At 67.4% G+C, this 15,408-nt stretch carries 12 protein-coding genes; 7 read left to right on the top strand and 5 right to left on the bottom strand.

The features are described from left to right. The first annotated feature begins 253 nt into the window (after nt 1-253). From FHT08_RS11160 to glnE, 7 genes are all read left to right on the top strand, one after another. Nucleotides 254-763 (top strand): sigma-70 family RNA polymerase sigma factor, encoded by a 510-nt coding sequence (locus FHT08_RS11160; RefSeq protein ID WP_016902856.1) that lies wholly within the window; start codon nt 254-256, stop codon nt 761-763. Between the two features lie 9 nt (nt 764-772). After that, nucleotides 773-1,822: a FecR domain-containing protein gene (locus tag FHT08_RS11155; RefSeq protein ID WP_166775119.1), complete on the top strand. Its 1,050-nt coding sequence runs from the start codon at nt 773-775 to the stop codon at nt 1,820-1,822. Between the two features lie 118 nt (nt 1,823-1,940). Further along, nucleotides 1,941-4,472: a TonB-dependent siderophore receptor gene (locus FHT08_RS11150; RefSeq protein WP_166775118.1), complete on the top strand. Its 2,532-nt coding sequence runs from the start codon at nt 1,941-1,943 to the stop codon at nt 4,470-4,472. Between the two features lie 64 nt (nt 4,473-4,536). Next, the gene (locus tag FHT08_RS11145; RefSeq protein ID WP_243849015.1) at nt 4,537-6,135 is read left to right on the top strand and encodes a PepSY-associated TM helix domain-containing protein; all 1,599 of its coding nucleotides are present in this window, start codon (nt 4,537-4,539) and stop codon (nt 6,133-6,135) included. After that, complete coding sequence (locus FHT08_RS11140) at nt 6,132-6,455, top strand: hypothetical protein (RefSeq protein ID WP_104538678.1); 324 nt, start codon at nt 6,132-6,134, stop codon at nt 6,453-6,455. The genes FHT08_RS11145 and FHT08_RS11140 overlap by 4 nt, the downstream gene beginning before the upstream one ends. After that, the gene (locus FHT08_RS11135; protein WP_166775116.1) at nt 6,443-6,793 is read left to right on the top strand and encodes a DUF3325 domain-containing protein; all 351 of its coding nucleotides are present in this window, start codon (nt 6,443-6,445) and stop codon (nt 6,791-6,793) included. The genes FHT08_RS11140 and FHT08_RS11135 overlap by 13 nt, the downstream gene beginning before the upstream one ends. 967 nt (nt 6,794-7,760) lie before the next feature. Beyond that, nucleotides 7,761-10,586, top strand: coding sequence for a bifunctional [glutamate--ammonia ligase]-adenylyl-L-tyrosine phosphorylase/[glutamate--ammonia-ligase] adenylyltransferase (glnE, locus tag FHT08_RS11125; protein ID WP_166775114.1), 2,826 nt, complete (start codon nt 7,761-7,763; stop codon nt 10,584-10,586). Between the two features lie 142 nt (nt 10,587-10,728). Here glnE and FHT08_RS11120 read toward each other — a convergent pair whose 3' ends face one another. From FHT08_RS11120 to FHT08_RS11100, 5 genes are all read right to left on the bottom strand, one after another. Beyond that, entirely contained in the window at nt 10,729-11,286 is a 558-nt protein-coding gene (locus tag FHT08_RS11120; RefSeq protein ID WP_166775113.1) for a VUT family protein, read from the bottom strand. A gap of 30 nt (nt 11,287-11,316) precedes the next feature. Continuing rightward, on the bottom strand, nt 11,317-12,771 hold the full coding sequence (locus tag FHT08_RS11115; RefSeq protein ID WP_166775112.1) for a carbon-nitrogen hydrolase family protein: 1,455 nt from the start codon (nt 12,769-12,771) through the stop codon (nt 11,317-11,319). 228 nt (nt 12,772-12,999) lie between these two features. Continuing rightward, complete coding sequence (locus FHT08_RS11110; RefSeq protein WP_104538672.1) at nt 13,000-13,503, bottom strand: hypothetical protein; 504 nt, start codon at nt 13,501-13,503, stop codon at nt 13,000-13,002. Beyond that, nucleotides 13,500-14,363 carry a DUF2145 domain-containing protein gene (locus tag FHT08_RS11105; RefSeq protein WP_104606244.1) on the bottom strand — a complete coding sequence of 288 codons (864 nt, stop codon included), beginning with the start codon at nt 14,361-14,363 and terminating at the stop codon, nt 13,500-13,502. Before FHT08_RS11105 ends, FHT08_RS11110 begins: the two co-directional genes overlap by 4 nt. A gap of 50 nt (nt 14,364-14,413) precedes the next feature. Next, the gene (locus FHT08_RS11100; RefSeq protein ID WP_166775111.1) at nt 14,414-15,361 is read right to left on the bottom strand and encodes an ELM1/GtrOC1 family putative glycosyltransferase; all 948 of its coding nucleotides are present in this window, start codon (nt 15,359-15,361) and stop codon (nt 14,414-14,416) included. Nucleotides 15,362-15,408: the final 47 nt, after the last annotated feature.

The following is a 15,408-nucleotide window of genomic DNA, read 5'->3' as shown; positions in this document are numbered from 1 at the left end:
TTTTATTGCCTGAAGGTTGGCCAGTCAAGCCACTTCGCCTCCGCTCACCGCGCGAAACGCGCAGATGTTGAAGGGTTGGCCAGGCCACTGCCAGGTCGCCGTGGGCGGCAACGGCCCGCAAGTCCTCGACCGGCGTGATGGGAGTGGCCAGCCGCTTTGCCTGCACACGCCGCCGGCTTCCGCTAGAATGAGATCAATTCTCATTTATCGCCAGGCGCCTTGCCGCCCGGGTCCAGCCGTTCAGGAGGTCATCGTGTCGGTCACGCAAGGCGCGCTTCATCAACAGGTGGAGCGCCTGTACACCGACCACCATGGCTGGCTGCAGGGCTGGCTGCGGCGCAAGCTGGGCGATGCGTTCGTGGCTGCCGACCTGGCGCAGGACACCTTCATCAGCGTGATCAGCGCGGGTGCGGCCGACGAGATCCGCGAGCCGCGCCCGTTCCTGGCCACCATCGCGCGCCGGTTGATGGCGCACCGGCAGCGGCGCAAGTTGCTGGAGACCAGCTACCTGGAGCTGCTGGCTGCGCTGCCGGAAGAACTGGCGCCGTCGCCGGAACTGCAACTGCTGGCGCTGGAAGCGGTGCAGCAGGTGGACCAGGCGCTGGATGGCCTGCCGCCCAAGGTGAAGGAAGCCTTTTTGTTGGCGCACCTGCAGGAGCTGAGCTACGCGCAGATCGCGCAGCGGCTGGGCGTGTCCAGCAGCTCGGTCAAGCAATATCTCACGCGTGCCAACCGGCATTGCCTGTTCGCCCTGTCGGCGTGAGCTGCGCGTATGGCTGATGCCGCCTCGCGCCGTGCGCGCACCGCTGCCGGCCAGCGAGCGCCGCTGGCCGGCGGGCAACCGATCAGCGTCGAGGTCGCCGACCAGGCCGCGCAGTGGCTGACGGTGCTGATGTCCGGCACCGCGAGCCAGGCGCAGCTGCAGCGCTGGCAACAGTGGCGCGATGCGCATCCGGACCATGCGCGGGCGTGGGCGCATATCGAGGCGGTGACCGGGCGGCTGAAGACGCTGACCCCGCAGGCGGCCTATCGCAGCCTGTCGCCGTATGCGGGCAGCAACGGCCAGGCATCGCCGGGCCGGCGCAAGGCGCTGAATCTGCTGCTGTGGGGCGGGGTGGCCGGGGCCACCGGCGTGCTGGCCTCGCGCACCGAACGCTGGCAGCGCGCCACCGCCGATTACGCCACCGCGACCGGCCAGCGCCGCGAGGTGCAGTTGCAGGATGGCAGCCGCATCACCCTCAATACGCGCAGCGCCATCGATGTGCGGTTCGACGCGCAGCAGCGGCTGCTGCGGCTGCTGGCCGGCGAGATCATGGTGACCACCGCGCACGCGCTGGGCGTGGGCCACGATGCGCGGCCGTTGCTGGTGCGCACTGCGCAGGGCGATATCCATGCATTGGGGACGCGCTTTTGCGTGCGCCAGGGCGAGGACGACACCCAGCTGAGCGTGCTGGAAAGCGCGGTGGAGGTGCGGCCACGCGCGGTCGCGCCGGCCGTCGGGCGCGTGCATGCGGGCGAGCAGTGCCGGTTTACTGCCGACGCGCTCGGCGCCATCGCGCCGGTCGATACGCAGGCCGCGGCCTGGGTGCGCGGGCAGCTGATCGCCGACGAGTGGCGTCTGGATACCTTCATCGCCGAGCTGGGCCGTTATCGCTCCGGGCTGTTGCGCTGCGACCCGCAGGTGGGAGGCCTGCGCGTCTCCGGCGTGTTCCCGCTGGACGACACCGACCGCATCCTGGCGATGCTGCCCAGCGTGCTGCCGGTGCGGGTGAGCCGGCGCAGCCGTTACTGGGTGACGGTGCAGGCGGCCGGGCAGGGCTGAGGCGCTGCCAGCCGGCACGTCGCCGAAAAAAGTTTGCATCCGGGCTGCCCGATCGCCGCCGTTGTGGCACCTCCCCAATGACGGTGTCAGTGCGACACCAAACCTTTGTGGGAACAGCATGTCGATCACTGCCCGCCGCCGCGGCCACCTTTCCTCTTCGTCGTTGCAGCGCAATACCCTGGTACAGGCCGTGCAGCGGCCGCTCGGCACGGCCGTGGCGGTTGCGCTCTGCAGCCTGGCCTTGTATGCGGGGGTGCCCGATGCAATCGCCCAGGCCGCGCCTGCCACGCAGGAGGCACGCCAGGCCTATCGCATTCCCGCCGGCCCGTTGGCGCCGGCGCTGCGTGAGCTGGCCGGTTCGGCCAACCTGTTGCTGAGCTTCACCGCCGCGCAGACCGACGGCAAGACCACCGCCGGCCTGGATGGCAGCTACACCGCATCGGCCGCCCTGGCTGCGCTGCTGGCTGGCAGCGGCTTGCAGGCCGTCCCGTTGCAGACCGGCGGCTACGTGCTGCGCGCCGCGCCGCAGCCGAGCGCGAGCAACAGCGGGGTGGACGCGTGGCTGCTGCCCACCGTCAAGGTGACCGCGCAGGCCAACCGCAGTGCGACCACCAGCGGCACCGGCAGCTATACCGCGCGTGCGGTCAGCATCGGCCGCGGCGAGCAGTCGCTCAAGGACATCCCGCAGTCGATCAGCGTGGTCACCCGTCAGTTGATGGACGAGCAGAACATCATCTCGGTCTACGACGCGCTGGCCAGCACCACCGGCATCACCATCGTGCAGAGCCCGCAGGGCGGCAAGTACATCTATTCGCGCGGGTTCGACATCACCACGGTGCAGTACGACGGCGTGCCGCTCAATCGCGGCATGTATGGCCGTGCGAGCAACTACAGCGCCAACATGGGCATCTACGATCGCGCCGAAGTGCTGCGCGGTGCGGCCGGCCTGCTGCAGGGCGCGGGCAACCCCGGCGGTGCGGTGAACCTGGTGCGCAAGCGTGCGCTGGATGCGCCGGGCGTGAGCGTGATGGTGCAGGGCGGCAGCTGGGACCGCTACGGTGCGCTGATCGATGGCAGCGCCAACCTCACCGCCGATGGCGCATTGCGCGCGCGCGGGGTGATCGATTACCAGGACCAGCGCTCGTTCGTCGATGGGGTCACGCGCCGCACACCCACCTACTACGGCACGCTCGATTACACGCTCTCGCCACAGACCCAGCTCAGCCTGGGCGTGAGCTACGAACAGGTGGAAGGCCGGCCGTTCTTCGGCGGTCTGCCCAGTTTCAGCGATGGCCGCGATATCGGCCTGCCGCGCCAGACCAATCTGGGTGCGGCATGGAACCGGCAGTCCTCGTCCAATCGCGGGCTGTATCTGGACCTGGACCATCGCTTCAATGCCGACTGGGTGTTCAAGCTCAGTGCGGTGCAGGTGCGCGAGCTGCACGATCTGAAATTTGCCAGCTCCAGCCGCGCGATCAATCCGGCCAACGGCACCGGCGCGTTGCTGGCCGCGCGCACCATTTCCGATGCGGACGTCTTCGGCTTCGACGCCAATGTGATCGGGCATTTCAATGCACTGGGACGCAGGCACGAGTTGGTGATCGGCAGCAACTTTGCCGAGACCACCGTGGATACGGTCTACGGCAACAAGAACAACGTCCAGACCTTCAATGTGTTCAATCTGCAGCGCAATGTGCGGGCGATCAGCGATGCGGAAATCTTCGCCAATGCACGCGAGGCCCGGCATGGCACCTCGCGCGAGTTCGGCTTGTACGGCGCACTGCGTTGGCAGCTGACGGATCCGTTGCGGGCCATCGTCGGCACCCGCGTGAGCTGGCATGACACCCTGTGGAACACCACCACCACCGGGCTGTCGCCGTCGCAATCGATCGAGCACACCCGCGAAACCGGGCAGGTCACGCCGTATGCCGGCCTGGTGTACGCCTTGAGCCCGACCTGGTCGGCCTACGCCAGTTATGCGGACATCTTCCAGCCGCAGAACGCGCAGACCGAAGCCGGCGAGATGCTCAAGCCGATGACCGGCGCCAACTACGAGCTGGGCGTCAAGGGGGAGTGGCTGGGCGGGCGCATCAATAGCGCGTTTGCGCTGTTCCAGATCGATCAGAAGAATCGCGCCCAGGCCGACCTGACCACCAGCCCCACCTGCCGCAACAACGATTTCTGCTACATCGACAGCGGCAAGGTGCGTAGCCGCGGGTTCGATGCCGAAGTCAGCGGCGAGGTGCTGCGCGACTGCAACGTGTTTGCCGGTTACACCTTCAACCGCACCACCTATCTGCAGGATGTCAGCAGCCAGGGCCAGACCTTCAACAGCTATACGCCCAAGCATTTGCTGCGGGTATGGACCACCTACCGTCTGCCGGGCGCGCTGCAGGACGTCACCGTCGGTGGCGGTGTCAGCGCGCAGAGCGCGGCGTATCGGCAGATCGGCACCGCCACCGCGCCGATCCAGGGGCGTGCGGTCTGGAATGCATTGGCGCGGTACCAGGTCAACCGGCAATGGTCGGTGGCGGTCAATCTCAACAACGTATTCGACAAGCACTACTACAACACCTTGTCGAGCTTCGTTAACGGGCGCTATTACGGCGAACCACGCAATGTGATGGTGACCCTGCGCGGCGCGTTGTGATGCGGGTACCAGCGCTGCGGTGGTGCATGGCGCGTGTCGGATGAAAGATGGCTTTCGCCAAAGCATGGCCTGGCTGCATACCTGGTGCGGCCTGAGCTGCGGCTGGTTGCTGTGCGCGATCTTCCTGGCCGGCACGCTCAGCGTGTTTCGCGATCCGATCACCAGCTGGATGCAGGCCACACCGGCCTTGCCGAGTGCAAGTATGCAGACGGTCCTGTCGGAAGCAGCGCTGGTGCCGCGTGCACTGGCGCAGCTGCATCAACTTGCGCCACAGGCGCGCCTGTGGCGGATCACCTTGCCCGCGCATCCGGGTGAGGCGCTGACGCTGTTCTGGCGGACGCCAAATGGCCAGGAGCAGGCGTCATTGGACCCCGGGAGCGGCGAGCTGCTGCCGTCTCCGTGGGGCCGCCAGACCGAAGGCGGCCGGCATTTCATGAGCTTCCACTACACCTTGCACGGCGGCATTCCCGGGTACTGGCTGGTGGGTTGGGTGTCGCTGTGCGGGCTGATCGCGCTGGTGTCCGGGGTGATCGTGCACAAGCGGATCTTTCTGGATTTCTTCACCTTCCGCCCGGGTAAGGGCCAGCGTTCGTGGCTGGACGCGCACAACGCCACGGCGGTGCTGACGCTGCCGTTTTTGCTGATGATCGTCTACACCGGCCTGGCGTATTTCTCCACCAGCTACATGCCCGCGCCATTGCACGCGCTGTATGGCAGCGACGAGGACGCGTACACGCGTTATGCCGATGAATTGTCGCCGGCAGTGCCTGCGACCAGCGCGGACGGAACCGCAGTCAATCGCGTGCCCGCCTATCTGCCGGAGCTGGTGCAGCGTGCAGACTCGCTCAACGGAGCACCCGCGCAAACGCTGGTGATCGAGCGGCCCGATCAACCCGGCAGCAAGCTGCGCGTGGTCGCGGGCGTGGCAGAGACCGGCAGCTCGCGGCGCCTGCTCAATCCAGCCAGCAGCGTGCTGTTCGACGCGACCAGCGGTGCGCTGCTGGAGCAGCACGCAGATGCCGCGCGCACGGACCTGCACGCGCAGGATGTGGAAGAGGTCATCAAGACCCTGCACGTGGCCGGTTTCGGCGGCTGGACCAGCAAATGGCTGTATTTCATCTGCGGCCTGGCCGGCACCTTGATGATGGCTACCGGCACCTTGCTGTTTTCGATCAAGCGGCGTCGGCGTAGCGAGCAGGAGTTCGGCACGGCCATCGCCGGTATATATCGGGTGGTGGAAGCGCTCAATGTCGCCGCGCTTGCGGGAACCGCATTGGCAAGCATTGCGTATTTCTATGCCAACCGCCTGGTGCCGGCCGCGCAGGCCGAGCGCAGCCAGATCGAAATCCACGCATTCCTGTGGGTATGGGCAGCCACGCTGCTGCATGCGCTGCTGCGCCCACCCGCGCGTGCATGGGTGGAGCAACTGGCGATGACCGCGCTGCTGTGTGTCGGCTTGCCGCTGCTCAATGCGGTCACCACCGGGCAGCATCTGGGCGTGTATCTGGCTGCCGGCGACCTGCAGCGCGCCGGGGTCGAGCTGGTCTCGCTCGTCTTCGGCGTTGCATTTGCTTACGCGGCGTATCGGGCGCATCGCAGCGCCGCGCGACCGGTACCGGCACGCACCGGGCGTGGTGCCGCAGCCGCAATGGACGGGTTGTGAAGCGGTCTTCGCGCACCGCATCGGTGACGCGCTACCGCTGGTCGGTTGCCGGTCGCGTGCTCGCTGCCAGTGTCGGCGGCTATGCGCTGACCTCCACCGGCTGCAGTGTGCTGGCGCAGCTGCTGTGGCGGTTTGCGGGCGTGTCGCCCGCGGTGTCGGTGCTGAGCACGACCTTGCTGAGCTTCGCCAGTTACACCGTCGTCGTGTTGTGGATGTTTCGTGCGCGCAGTGCATTGCGCATGTGGGGCTGGCTGGGCGTGGGCATTGCCGCGCTGAGTGGTGCGAGCTGGTCGTTGGGACATCCGCCATGGACGGGCTGATTGCCGCGCTGCTAGGCACCGCGCTCTGCCACGCCGCAATGATGGCCCTGGCCGTGGCGATGCATCGCCATTACGAGCAGCTCACCGGCCGCCGCACTGCGCCGGTCGCGCAGCGATGGTGGCTGCGTGCGCTGGCTGTCTGTCTGTTGATCGCCGCGCTGATGCTATGCGTGCTCGCTTGGGGCGGCACAGTGGGCACGGTGTTGTGGCTGGGGTTTGTCAGCGTGGCCGCACTGTGGGCGGCGCTGGGCCTGGCGTATGCGCCGCGCTGGAGTGCGTGGCTAGCAATGCTGCTGGGCTGCATCGCATGCGGCGTGATGGGTTGGCACGTGCTGTAGTTTGCTGTCGTTTGAAGGCCACACACACCGGCCAGCTTGACTGGTCCTTGCCCGCCCACCAGGCTGCAGATCCGCCGCGCTACAACTGGTCCATCCGCACTTTCCAAGCCCTGATACACAACGCACAAAACAGTCGAGACCGAGAACGGTGAGGTTGTGCAGCCGCGATCGGATGCTTGAATCAAAAGCTCAGCTCGTCGAGTGCGCGGTGCCCTCACCGCTCGCGGGACACGCCGTGAACCCATCCCTGGGGGCTCGGTGGCGGCATCCATGCCGCCACACGGTCCCGCAACCGGCGAGGCCACCGCACCAGACAGTTGGTCGGCTGCTTTCCTGAAAGCGTGTGACTCGGCCTGCGTCGCAGACGAGACGTTTACAGGTTGCGTGTTGGAGGTTTGTCTGCCGCTCGGCTTGCGATCGAGAAATGGTGAAAGTTGGGCGAATGCCGAGTGATCCAACCAGCGCACATCGTGCACCGCATGCACCATTTGCAACCATGCACACCGACCATCTCGCTAGGTCCTTGCCCGCCTACCGTCGCGGGACCTTACGCGGCATGGATGCCGCGCCAGAACCTACAAGGACGTACTTGCGGCGTGTCCTGGGATGGTGGGCGGGCAAGGGCCCTGCAAGGAAGCCACAGATCACATGCGTTGCCGCTGCTTATCCACCTTGCCCAACCTGAGCTCAAGACAGCCGGCTTTCGAGCCCCGACGCTGTTTCAACGCGCGATGCCTTCGCCACTTTTGGGATCCGTCGTAAATCATCCGTGCAGGTCCCACGGTGGCATCCATGCGGCCAAGAAGCCCACAACCAGCGAGGACATCACGCCCGCCGATATGACCGCGTGCTGATGGGGCCACACGCAGGGCGGCGTTGAACCCAGTAGTTGTATTGCTGTCTCTAGACACCGCTGGATCGCCCGCATGCACGTGCCGCTATCGTGCAGGGATGCCAGAATCGGCGCATGTCGCTGCCTACCCCATCCGTGTCTCCTGCGCTTACCGCCCTGATCGAGCGGACTGTGGCGCGTGTCCGTCATGCCGTGCCGGCCGACCAGCGCTGGCCGGGCGATGACTTCGATCGGCAACTCGAACAGGTTGCGCTTGCCAGCGAGTTTGCGCTCGATACCTTGGCGCGTCAGCCGGCCTTGCTGCAGCACCTGGCGCAGCCGGATCCACCGCCGCTGCCACTTCCGGTGCTCGGCCCCGCACAGCCCCAGGCCTGGGCGGCGCAGTTGCGGTGCTACCGCAGTGCGGAATCCGCGCGCCTGGTCTGGCGCGACGTGCTCGATCTGGACAGCGTCGATGCCACCCTGGCCGGTGCCACCCGCCTGGCCGAAACCTGCCTGCAATGCGGGCTGCAGGCGCTGGAGCAGCAATTCCGCGACCGCCACGGCCAGGTGATTGCCGAAGACGGCAGCGTGCAGCGGCTGGTGGTGTTCGGGCTGGGCAAGCTCGGTGGCGGCGAGCTGAATTTTTCCTCGGATGTGGATCTGGTCTATGCGTATCCGCAGGGTGGCCAGTCCGATGGTGCCCGCCCGCTGGCAGCGGAGGAATATTTTGCGCGTCTGGGCCAACAGCTGGCCAAGCTGCTCGACGAAACCACCGCCGATGGATTCAGCCATCGCGTGGATCTGCGCCTGCGTCCGTTCGGCACGGCCGGGCGCGTGGCCCTGTCGTTCACCGGCATGGACCAGTACTTCCAGCGCGAAGGGCGCGATTGGGAGCGTTATGCCTGGCTCAAGGCGCGCGCGGTGGCCGGCGATATCGACGCCGGCGAAGCCTGGCTGGAAACGCTGCGCCCCTTCGTCTACCGGCGTTATCTGGACTTCACCGCGCTGGACGGCTTGCGCGAGATGAAGGCGGCGATCACTGCCGAAGTCGCCCGCCACGATCGTCTGGACGACATCAAGCGCGGGCCGGGCGGCATCCGCGAGATCGAGTTCCTGGCGCAATCGCTGCAGCTGATCCGCGGTGGGCGCGAGCCGAGCCTGCGCCAGCGTCGCCTGCTGCCTGCCTTGCAGGCGCTGGTGGCGGCAGGCCAGATCGATGCGGACAACGGGCATGCATTGACCGAGGCGTATCGCTTCTTGCGCCGGCTCGAAAATCGTCTGCAGATGTTGCGCGACGCACAGACCCATGCCTTGCCGCAGGCACCGCTGGATCGCGAACGCATCGCGCTGGGCCTGGGTTATGCGGATTGGCCGGCGCTGCTGCAGGCACTCGCTCCGCAACGCGCGCGCGTTGCTGCCGAGTTTGCCGAGTTGCTGGCACCACGCGTGCGCGCCACCGCGCCCGACGCACTTGCCGATTACTGGCGCGCCTTGCCGGGAGGCGATGCCGCGCCGTTGGCCGGCATTGGATTGCACGATCCCGGCGGTGCGCATCAGGTGCTGGCCGATTTTGCCCAGTCTTCCGGCGTGCGCGCGCTCTCCGATACCGCATGCGCGCGGCTGGACCGCGTCATGCCGGCGCTGCTGCATGCGGCCACCCGCGCCAGCCAACCGGATGCCGCCGTGCGCCGCATGCTTGGCCTGTTGCAATCCACCTTGCGCCGCACCAGCTATCTGGCCTTGCTGGACGAACAACCCAGCGCCCTCGCACGCCTGGTCGATGTGCTCTCGCGCAGCGCCTTGCTGGCCGAGCGCCTGGCTGCGTATCCGCTGCTGCTGGACGAACTGCTCGACACCCGCATCAGCGGTCCATTGCCCGACCGCGACGCGTTGCACGCTGCGTGCCTGGGCACCTTGCAGATCGAGGATACCGAAGCGGCCCTGCGCGAACTCAACGAGCGCCGGCTCGCGCTGAGCTTCCGCGTCGCACTGGCCACGCTCGATGGCCGCCAGCAGGCCGTGGACAGCACCCGGCAACTGGCCTGGCTGGCCGAAGCGGTGGTGCAGACGGTGCTGCAGCTGGCGCGTCGCGAACTGATCGCCGCGCACGGGCAGGTGCCGGGCGGTGCGTTCGCCATCATCGGCTACGGCAGTCTGGGCGGCCTGGAACTGGGCTTCGGTTCGGACCTGGATCTGGTGTTTCTCTACGATCACCCGCAGCAAGTGGAGGCGTCCGATGGCAAACGACCATTGGACGCCGGGCGCTGGTTTGCGCGGCTGGCGCAGAAGGTGATGACCTTGCTGGCTGCCGAGACCGGCGCCGGCCGTCTCTACGATATCGATGTGCGGCTGCGCCCGGACGGCGGCAAGGGCGCATTGGTGTCCTCGCTGGCCAGCTACCGCGACTACCAGCGCGAGCGCGCCTGGACCTGGGAGCATCAGGCGCTGGTGCGCGCGCGTGCGGTGGCCGGCGATGCCGCGCTCTGCGCGGCCTTCGCGCAGGTGCGTGCCGACACGCTGACACGCGTGCGCGACACAGCAGTGCTGCACGAGGACGTACGCAAGATGCGCGCGCGCATGCGCAGCGAACTGGATCGCAGCGATGCGGCACGGCTGGATCTCAAGCAGGGCGCCGGCGGCCTGGTCGATCTGGAATTCGTCCTGCAGGCCGGCGTGCTCGGCCAGGCCGCACAGCACCCTGAGTTGCTGCCGGCCTGCGCCACGCCCGCCTTGATCGATGCGCTGGTACGGGCGCAGTGGCTACCGGCAGAGAGTGCAGCACCGCTGCATCAGGCCCACGCCGCGCTGGTGGAAGCGGGCCTGAGTTGCACCCTGGATCGCCGGCCGCGGTTGATCGCTCCGACCCCGGCCATCCAGCAGGCACGGCACAGCATCTTCACCACCGCACACGCGCAAGGACTGGCGTTTCCGGTCGGCAAGGATGTGGCAGCGCTGTAGCCTTGGTCGGCCGGTACCCGGGCGTTGCGATGCGAGGCGAGTGTGGCGCGCAGACCGGGCTGGCAGACGTGCAGGCGCGTTGGAATCGCCTCCATTCACCGCGCCTGTCTTTGGCCTGGTTGCCGGTGCGTAGGCGCGCCGGTCAGCCGTGGGGGCGCGGCGCACTGCGCCACAGCAGTGCGCGGAACGGGCCGAGCAGGAACACGCCCATGCCCAGCTTCACCGCCAGGTCGCCGGCCGCCCAGCTGATCCATGGCAGCCCGACGCCGGCAAAGGCGATGCTCCAGAAGATCGCCGTATCCAGCGTGGCGCTGCAGGTGGTGGCCACGATCGGCGCACGCCACCAATTGCCACTACGCAGCCGGTCGAACACGCTGATATCCAGCAACTGCGCCGCGATGAAGGCGGTGCACGAGGCCGCCGCGATGCGTGGGGTGGCCAGCCAGAGCGACAACGCCACCGCCAGCGCAAAGCCGCACCAGGCGACCTTGCGCGCCGCGCGTGGGCCGAAGCGGCGATTGATCAGGTTGCTCACCAGAAACGCCAGCGGGTATGAGAACGCACCCCAGGTCAACCAAGCGTTGATCGGGTACTGCACCAGGATGTTGGACAACAGCACCACCGCGCCCATGGCCAAGACCGCCCATGCCAATGCGCGCGCGGTGAGTGGGGTGAGCAGGGTGGGGGATGGGGCGGACATGGCGGTGCGGCAGTGAGCGATCAGCGCGAATTATCCGCGCGTTGACGCATGCAGGCCAGTGCGCCGACGCGCAACCAGGGCCAGCACCAACATCGCAAGCACGCACACGCCACCGAAGACATCGCCGACCTGCGTATACAACGTTGCCACTTGCGGGGCGACCAGCGCGCTGACACTTGCGCTCGTTCCAGGCATCGGCGCGCTCCGGGTCTGCAGCTGCGCACGGCCGTACGCATCGGTGACGATCAACAGCCCTTCGCGCGCATTACGCACCACGGTGTAGCCGTTCTCCACGCCACGCAGCACGGTCATATGCGCCGACATCCAGGCATCGCGATAGGCCAAGTCCCAGGCCGGCACCAGCATGAGTGCGGCGTTGCGTTGGCCATTGGCGCGTGCCAGCCGTGCAAACAGCATGTCCTTGCAGATCGCCAGCCCCCAGCGCAGGTCATCGACGTGACGGATGGCGTAGTCCTGCCCGTGTGCGTAGTGCTGCGCGCGCTCGGGCGGGGCGAGAAACTGTTTCTCGTAGCTCTCCACGCGCACGCCCTGCGGATCGAACAACCAGGCAAGGTTGCGCGGCTGCGCGCCGTGTTCGGCAATCCCTACCAGCAGCCACAGCCGGTGCTGCCGGGCGAGCGCGCTGTAGTGCTGTTGCCACTGCGTCAGTTGCTGCGGTGGCAGCACTGCGATCTTTTCCGGCAACACCACCAGCTGCGCACCCTGCGCGGCGAGCGTGCCGATCAAGGCGTCGTAGCGATTGCGGATCGGTTGCCAGTACGCCGGTGCAGCCGCCGGGCCGATCGCATCGTCGATGGCCGCCAGGCCGATGCGCAGCGGCGTGCCGGCGACCGGCGTCTGCAGCCGCCACAGGCCATAGCCGGTGCTTGCGGCCAAGGTCAGCGCCACGGCAGCGACGATCAGCAGCGGACGGCGCACAGCGTTGCCACGCCACACCAGCAACGCCAGCAACGAGGGCAGCAGACACACCACAAACAACAGCCCGGACACGCCGCTCAGTGCAGTGAGTTGCAGCAAAGGCAGCACATCGGCCTGCGAGTAAGCAGGGCTGCCCCAGTTACCGTCCGGCAGCAACCGTGCCATCAACAAATCGGCGCTGACCCACAGCAGCGGGTACGCCAGTACGCTCCAGCCGCTGCGCAGGCGCTGCACGATCCGGCGTGCGCCCATCACCACCGCATACCACACCAGCGCGATGCCACAGGCGGCCATTACCACCGCAGGCAACGGCATCGCCAGGCGGAAGTACGGCACATAGTGCGTCGCGGCCATGCTGGTGGCGATCAGCACCGCGATACGTGCGTGCGCGGTGCGCTCGATCGTGTAGGCCAGCCACAGCAGCGGCGCCGGCGCCAGCCACACCCACCACCATGGCGGCTGCAGACCGACCCCGAACCACAAGGCCGCACCGGCGAACAGGGCGGCCAGCAGCATGCGCATGGGCGACAGCGGCGTGTGGTGCATTGCAGATCCAGTGGAAGACACGCAAGGATCATGCACTGGCGTGCTGGCGATCAGACAGTGACGATCGTCATCCGACTGCAGCGGTCATCAACGAACGTGGTGTTGCACTTCGGTAGACAATGGCCGATGTATCTGCCCACGCCGTGCGCAATACCTTACCTGTACACGTGAGGCGCCGTCAGCAACGCCCCATCGCAACCGCGGGTGTCCGTACGGCGTCTTCCATTATCACCAGGTGGTGCTGCTGTTCTGCGCAGCCGATTCTGCGGTCGGCACGAACGCCAGCGCCTGGCCTTGTGGCGACTGTACCGTCCAGCCCGCACCGGCCGGACTCGGCTGGAAGCTCACCGTCTCGCCAACGTGGAAGCCCGCAGTCGGGTCGTCCTGGCGAGCCGGCCAGCGCAGCAGTGCGGTGTTCTCGGCTTTTGCGGGATCCTGCAACTGCACCTGGCAGCCGCCATCGGTGGTTTTTTCCACCGACTTCACCCGCATCGGCGGCAACGGCCCGGCCGAGGCCTTGTGCGATGCCTCGCTGAGCGCTTCAGAGCCTGCGATCGCACTATGGCCCAGCGCCAACGACACGAAGTACGGCGCGGAGATCACCAGGATCGCCGACATCGCCGAGGCATCGCCGCGGGTGATCGTGGTCAAGCCTGCGTTGGCCTGCATCGGCTGGCCAAACGAGACGGCCAGCAACAGCCCAAGGCCGGCAGATCGAAGAGGGATGTTCATGGAGACGCTCCGTGCGTGGTGACGCTGCGTGGAATGGAATGATCCTGCTGCAGCATGTGTTGCTGCTGCAGGAAGTCGAACACCGACTCGACCGTGATCACCGAATAATTGCCGGAGAGGCGCTCGCTGGCGGGATGGTCGGTCACTGCAGCATTGGCGATGAAAAAACGTGCGCCGATGCGCTTGCTCAGGTCCAGGTGCAGGCGGGTGGGTTGGTAGCCGTTGCGCTTGAGCCAGGCCTGTGCGCTGCGTCGATCGCTCACCGGCGCAGGTGTCGCATCTGCTGCATTGGTCGCCGCCAATGCAGCCGCCAGCACTTCGAGCACCCACTGGTTGGAATTCTGATACTCGGTGGAAAACGGATAGGCGATCATGCTGTAGCGCGCCTCGTGCAGCGTGTGCGCCAGCGTGGCCGGATCCTGCAGCAACGTGCGCAGTTGCTGCTGCAGCGCCGGTGCCGGCACGCCGACGCGCAGATCGGCAGCGAGGGCACTTTCGCCGATGAAGTTGCTCAGGCCTTCGTGGTACAGCGCGGAGTTGTCCGACCTGCAGTGGTTGAGCAGGTGCTTCACCCGCCAGGTGCCGTCGTCCTCGCGCAACGCGAAGGCCAGATGGCTGTGTTTCAACCCATAGCGGCTCAGGTCCTGGCCGCCGCGTGCCAACAGCACGACCTGCGCACCGTCCACTGCGTCCAGCGCCTGCTGGGTGGATTTGGCCAGGTCGAACATCGCCGCCAGCGTGGCGGGCGCCGGATAGTGCGGGGTGCACACCGGCGCAGCGATGGCGTGGAGTGCGCACGTCAGGGATGCGAGCAACAGCGCTGCTGCAGGCCAACCGCGCCGTTTGTGTACAAGTCGCATGGGGGATGCATCGTCCTTGTGTCTGCCGCGTGACATCGGCGGCGGCACCATCATACGTGCAGGCGCGCACGCACCAGTGCGGCGATGCGCTGGGTTTCGCGCAGTGGTTGACGCTGCGACGGCGTTGCCAAGACATCGCCGGCATCGCACAGACGGCCATGCGCCTGCAGTGCCCGTAGGTACGTGGCCACCCGTCCCTGCGCCTGTGCGGCAAACGCCGCTGCCACCGGTGCCCGCGTGGCGCAGGCTTCGGAGAGCAGGTTGACCGAGTCGGCACTGGCCACGATCGCATCGGCCCAGCCCAGCAGGCCGGCGTACGGATTGGGCCCGTCGCGCTCGTCGCACCACAGCAGGCCTGGCAGGCCTGCATGCGTCTTGCGCAGCGTTGCGATCGCCTCGGATGGGGTGCGCCGGGAGGTGGTGACCAGCAGGCTGCCGCCGGCCGCGAGCACCTGCGCGCGCAGTTGCGCGCACAGCGCCGCAAGCGCCTGGGTGGTCCAGGGCACCTGCGCGGTGGGGCCGCCGATCAACAGCGCCACGCGCGGGCCGGGCAGCGCGCCGAGCGCGGCGAAGGCCGCGCGCCCGGCGGCCAGCCAGGCATCGTCCACCGGATGCAGGCTGCCGAGCAGGGTGAGCACGTTGGCGCCACGCAGCCCATCGTGCTCGGGCACGATCAACAGATCCCAGTGGCGCGGGTCCAGGCGTGGGTCCAGCAGTTGCACCACCCGGCTGCCGCGCGCGCGCAGCAGCCGGGTGGCCAGCGCGGCCTGGCGCCCGCAGCCGATCGCCAGCACCGGCGGCTGCTGCAATTGCCGGGCAAAGCCGGGTCCAAAAGCGGCCTGCGCCCCCGGCAACAGGCGCGGTGCGGCCCAGCGCCACGGCGTGCGGGCCTGCAGATGCAGCGCAGTGACCGGTGCGGCGTGCAGCGCCTGCGCCAAGGCCTCGGCCTGGCGGGCATTGCCGGCGCGGCCGTCGCTGACCGCCCAGGTCAGCGCCATCGTTTCAGATCCGACATAGATTTGTTTCAGATAGAGCGCGTGTTGCA

The organism is Xanthomonas sp. CFBP 8151, from assembly GCF_011761885.1.
Lineage (GTDB): Bacteria > Pseudomonadota > Gammaproteobacteria > Xanthomonadales > Xanthomonadaceae > Xanthomonas > Xanthomonas arboricola_B.
This window is presented reverse-complemented; position numbering and strand designations above follow the sequence as displayed.

Bases quoted from the DNA above. Each gene is read 5' to 3' on its own strand.
- FHT08_RS11135 (WP_166775116.1), top strand. From the start codon at position 6,443: ATGGACGGGCTGATTGCCGCGCTGCTAGGCACCGCGCTCTGCCACGCC.
- FHT08_RS11100 (WP_166775111.1), bottom strand. From the start codon at position 15,361: ATGGCGCTGACCTGGGCGGTCAGCGACGGCCGCGCCGGCAATGCCCGC.
- FHT08_RS11150 (WP_166775118.1), top strand. From the start codon at position 1,941: ATGTCGATCACTGCCCGCCGCCGCGGCCACCTTTCCTCTTCGTCGTTG.
- glnE (WP_166775114.1), top strand. From the start codon at position 7,761: ATGTCGCTGCCTACCCCATCCGTGTCTCCTGCGCTTACCGCCCTGATC.
- FHT08_RS11120 (WP_166775113.1), bottom strand. From the start codon at position 11,286: ATGTCCGCCCCATCCCCCACCCTGCTCACCCCACTCACCGCGCGCGCA.
- FHT08_RS11155 (WP_166775119.1), top strand. From the start codon at position 773: ATGGCTGATGCCGCCTCGCGCCGTGCGCGCACCGCTGCCGGCCAGCGA.
- FHT08_RS11145 (WP_243849015.1), top strand. From the start codon at position 4,537: ATGGCCTGGCTGCATACCTGGTGCGGCCTGAGCTGCGGCTGGTTGCTG.
- FHT08_RS11105 (WP_104606244.1), bottom strand. From the start codon at position 14,363: ATGCGACTTGTACACAAACGGCGCGGTTGGCCTGCAGCAGCGCTGTTG.
- FHT08_RS11115 (WP_166775112.1), bottom strand. From the start codon at position 12,771: ATGCACCACACGCCGCTGTCGCCCATGCGCATGCTGCTGGCCGCCCTG.
- FHT08_RS11110 (WP_104538672.1), bottom strand. From the start codon at position 13,503: ATGAACATCCCTCTTCGATCTGCCGGCCTTGGGCTGTTGCTGGCCGTC.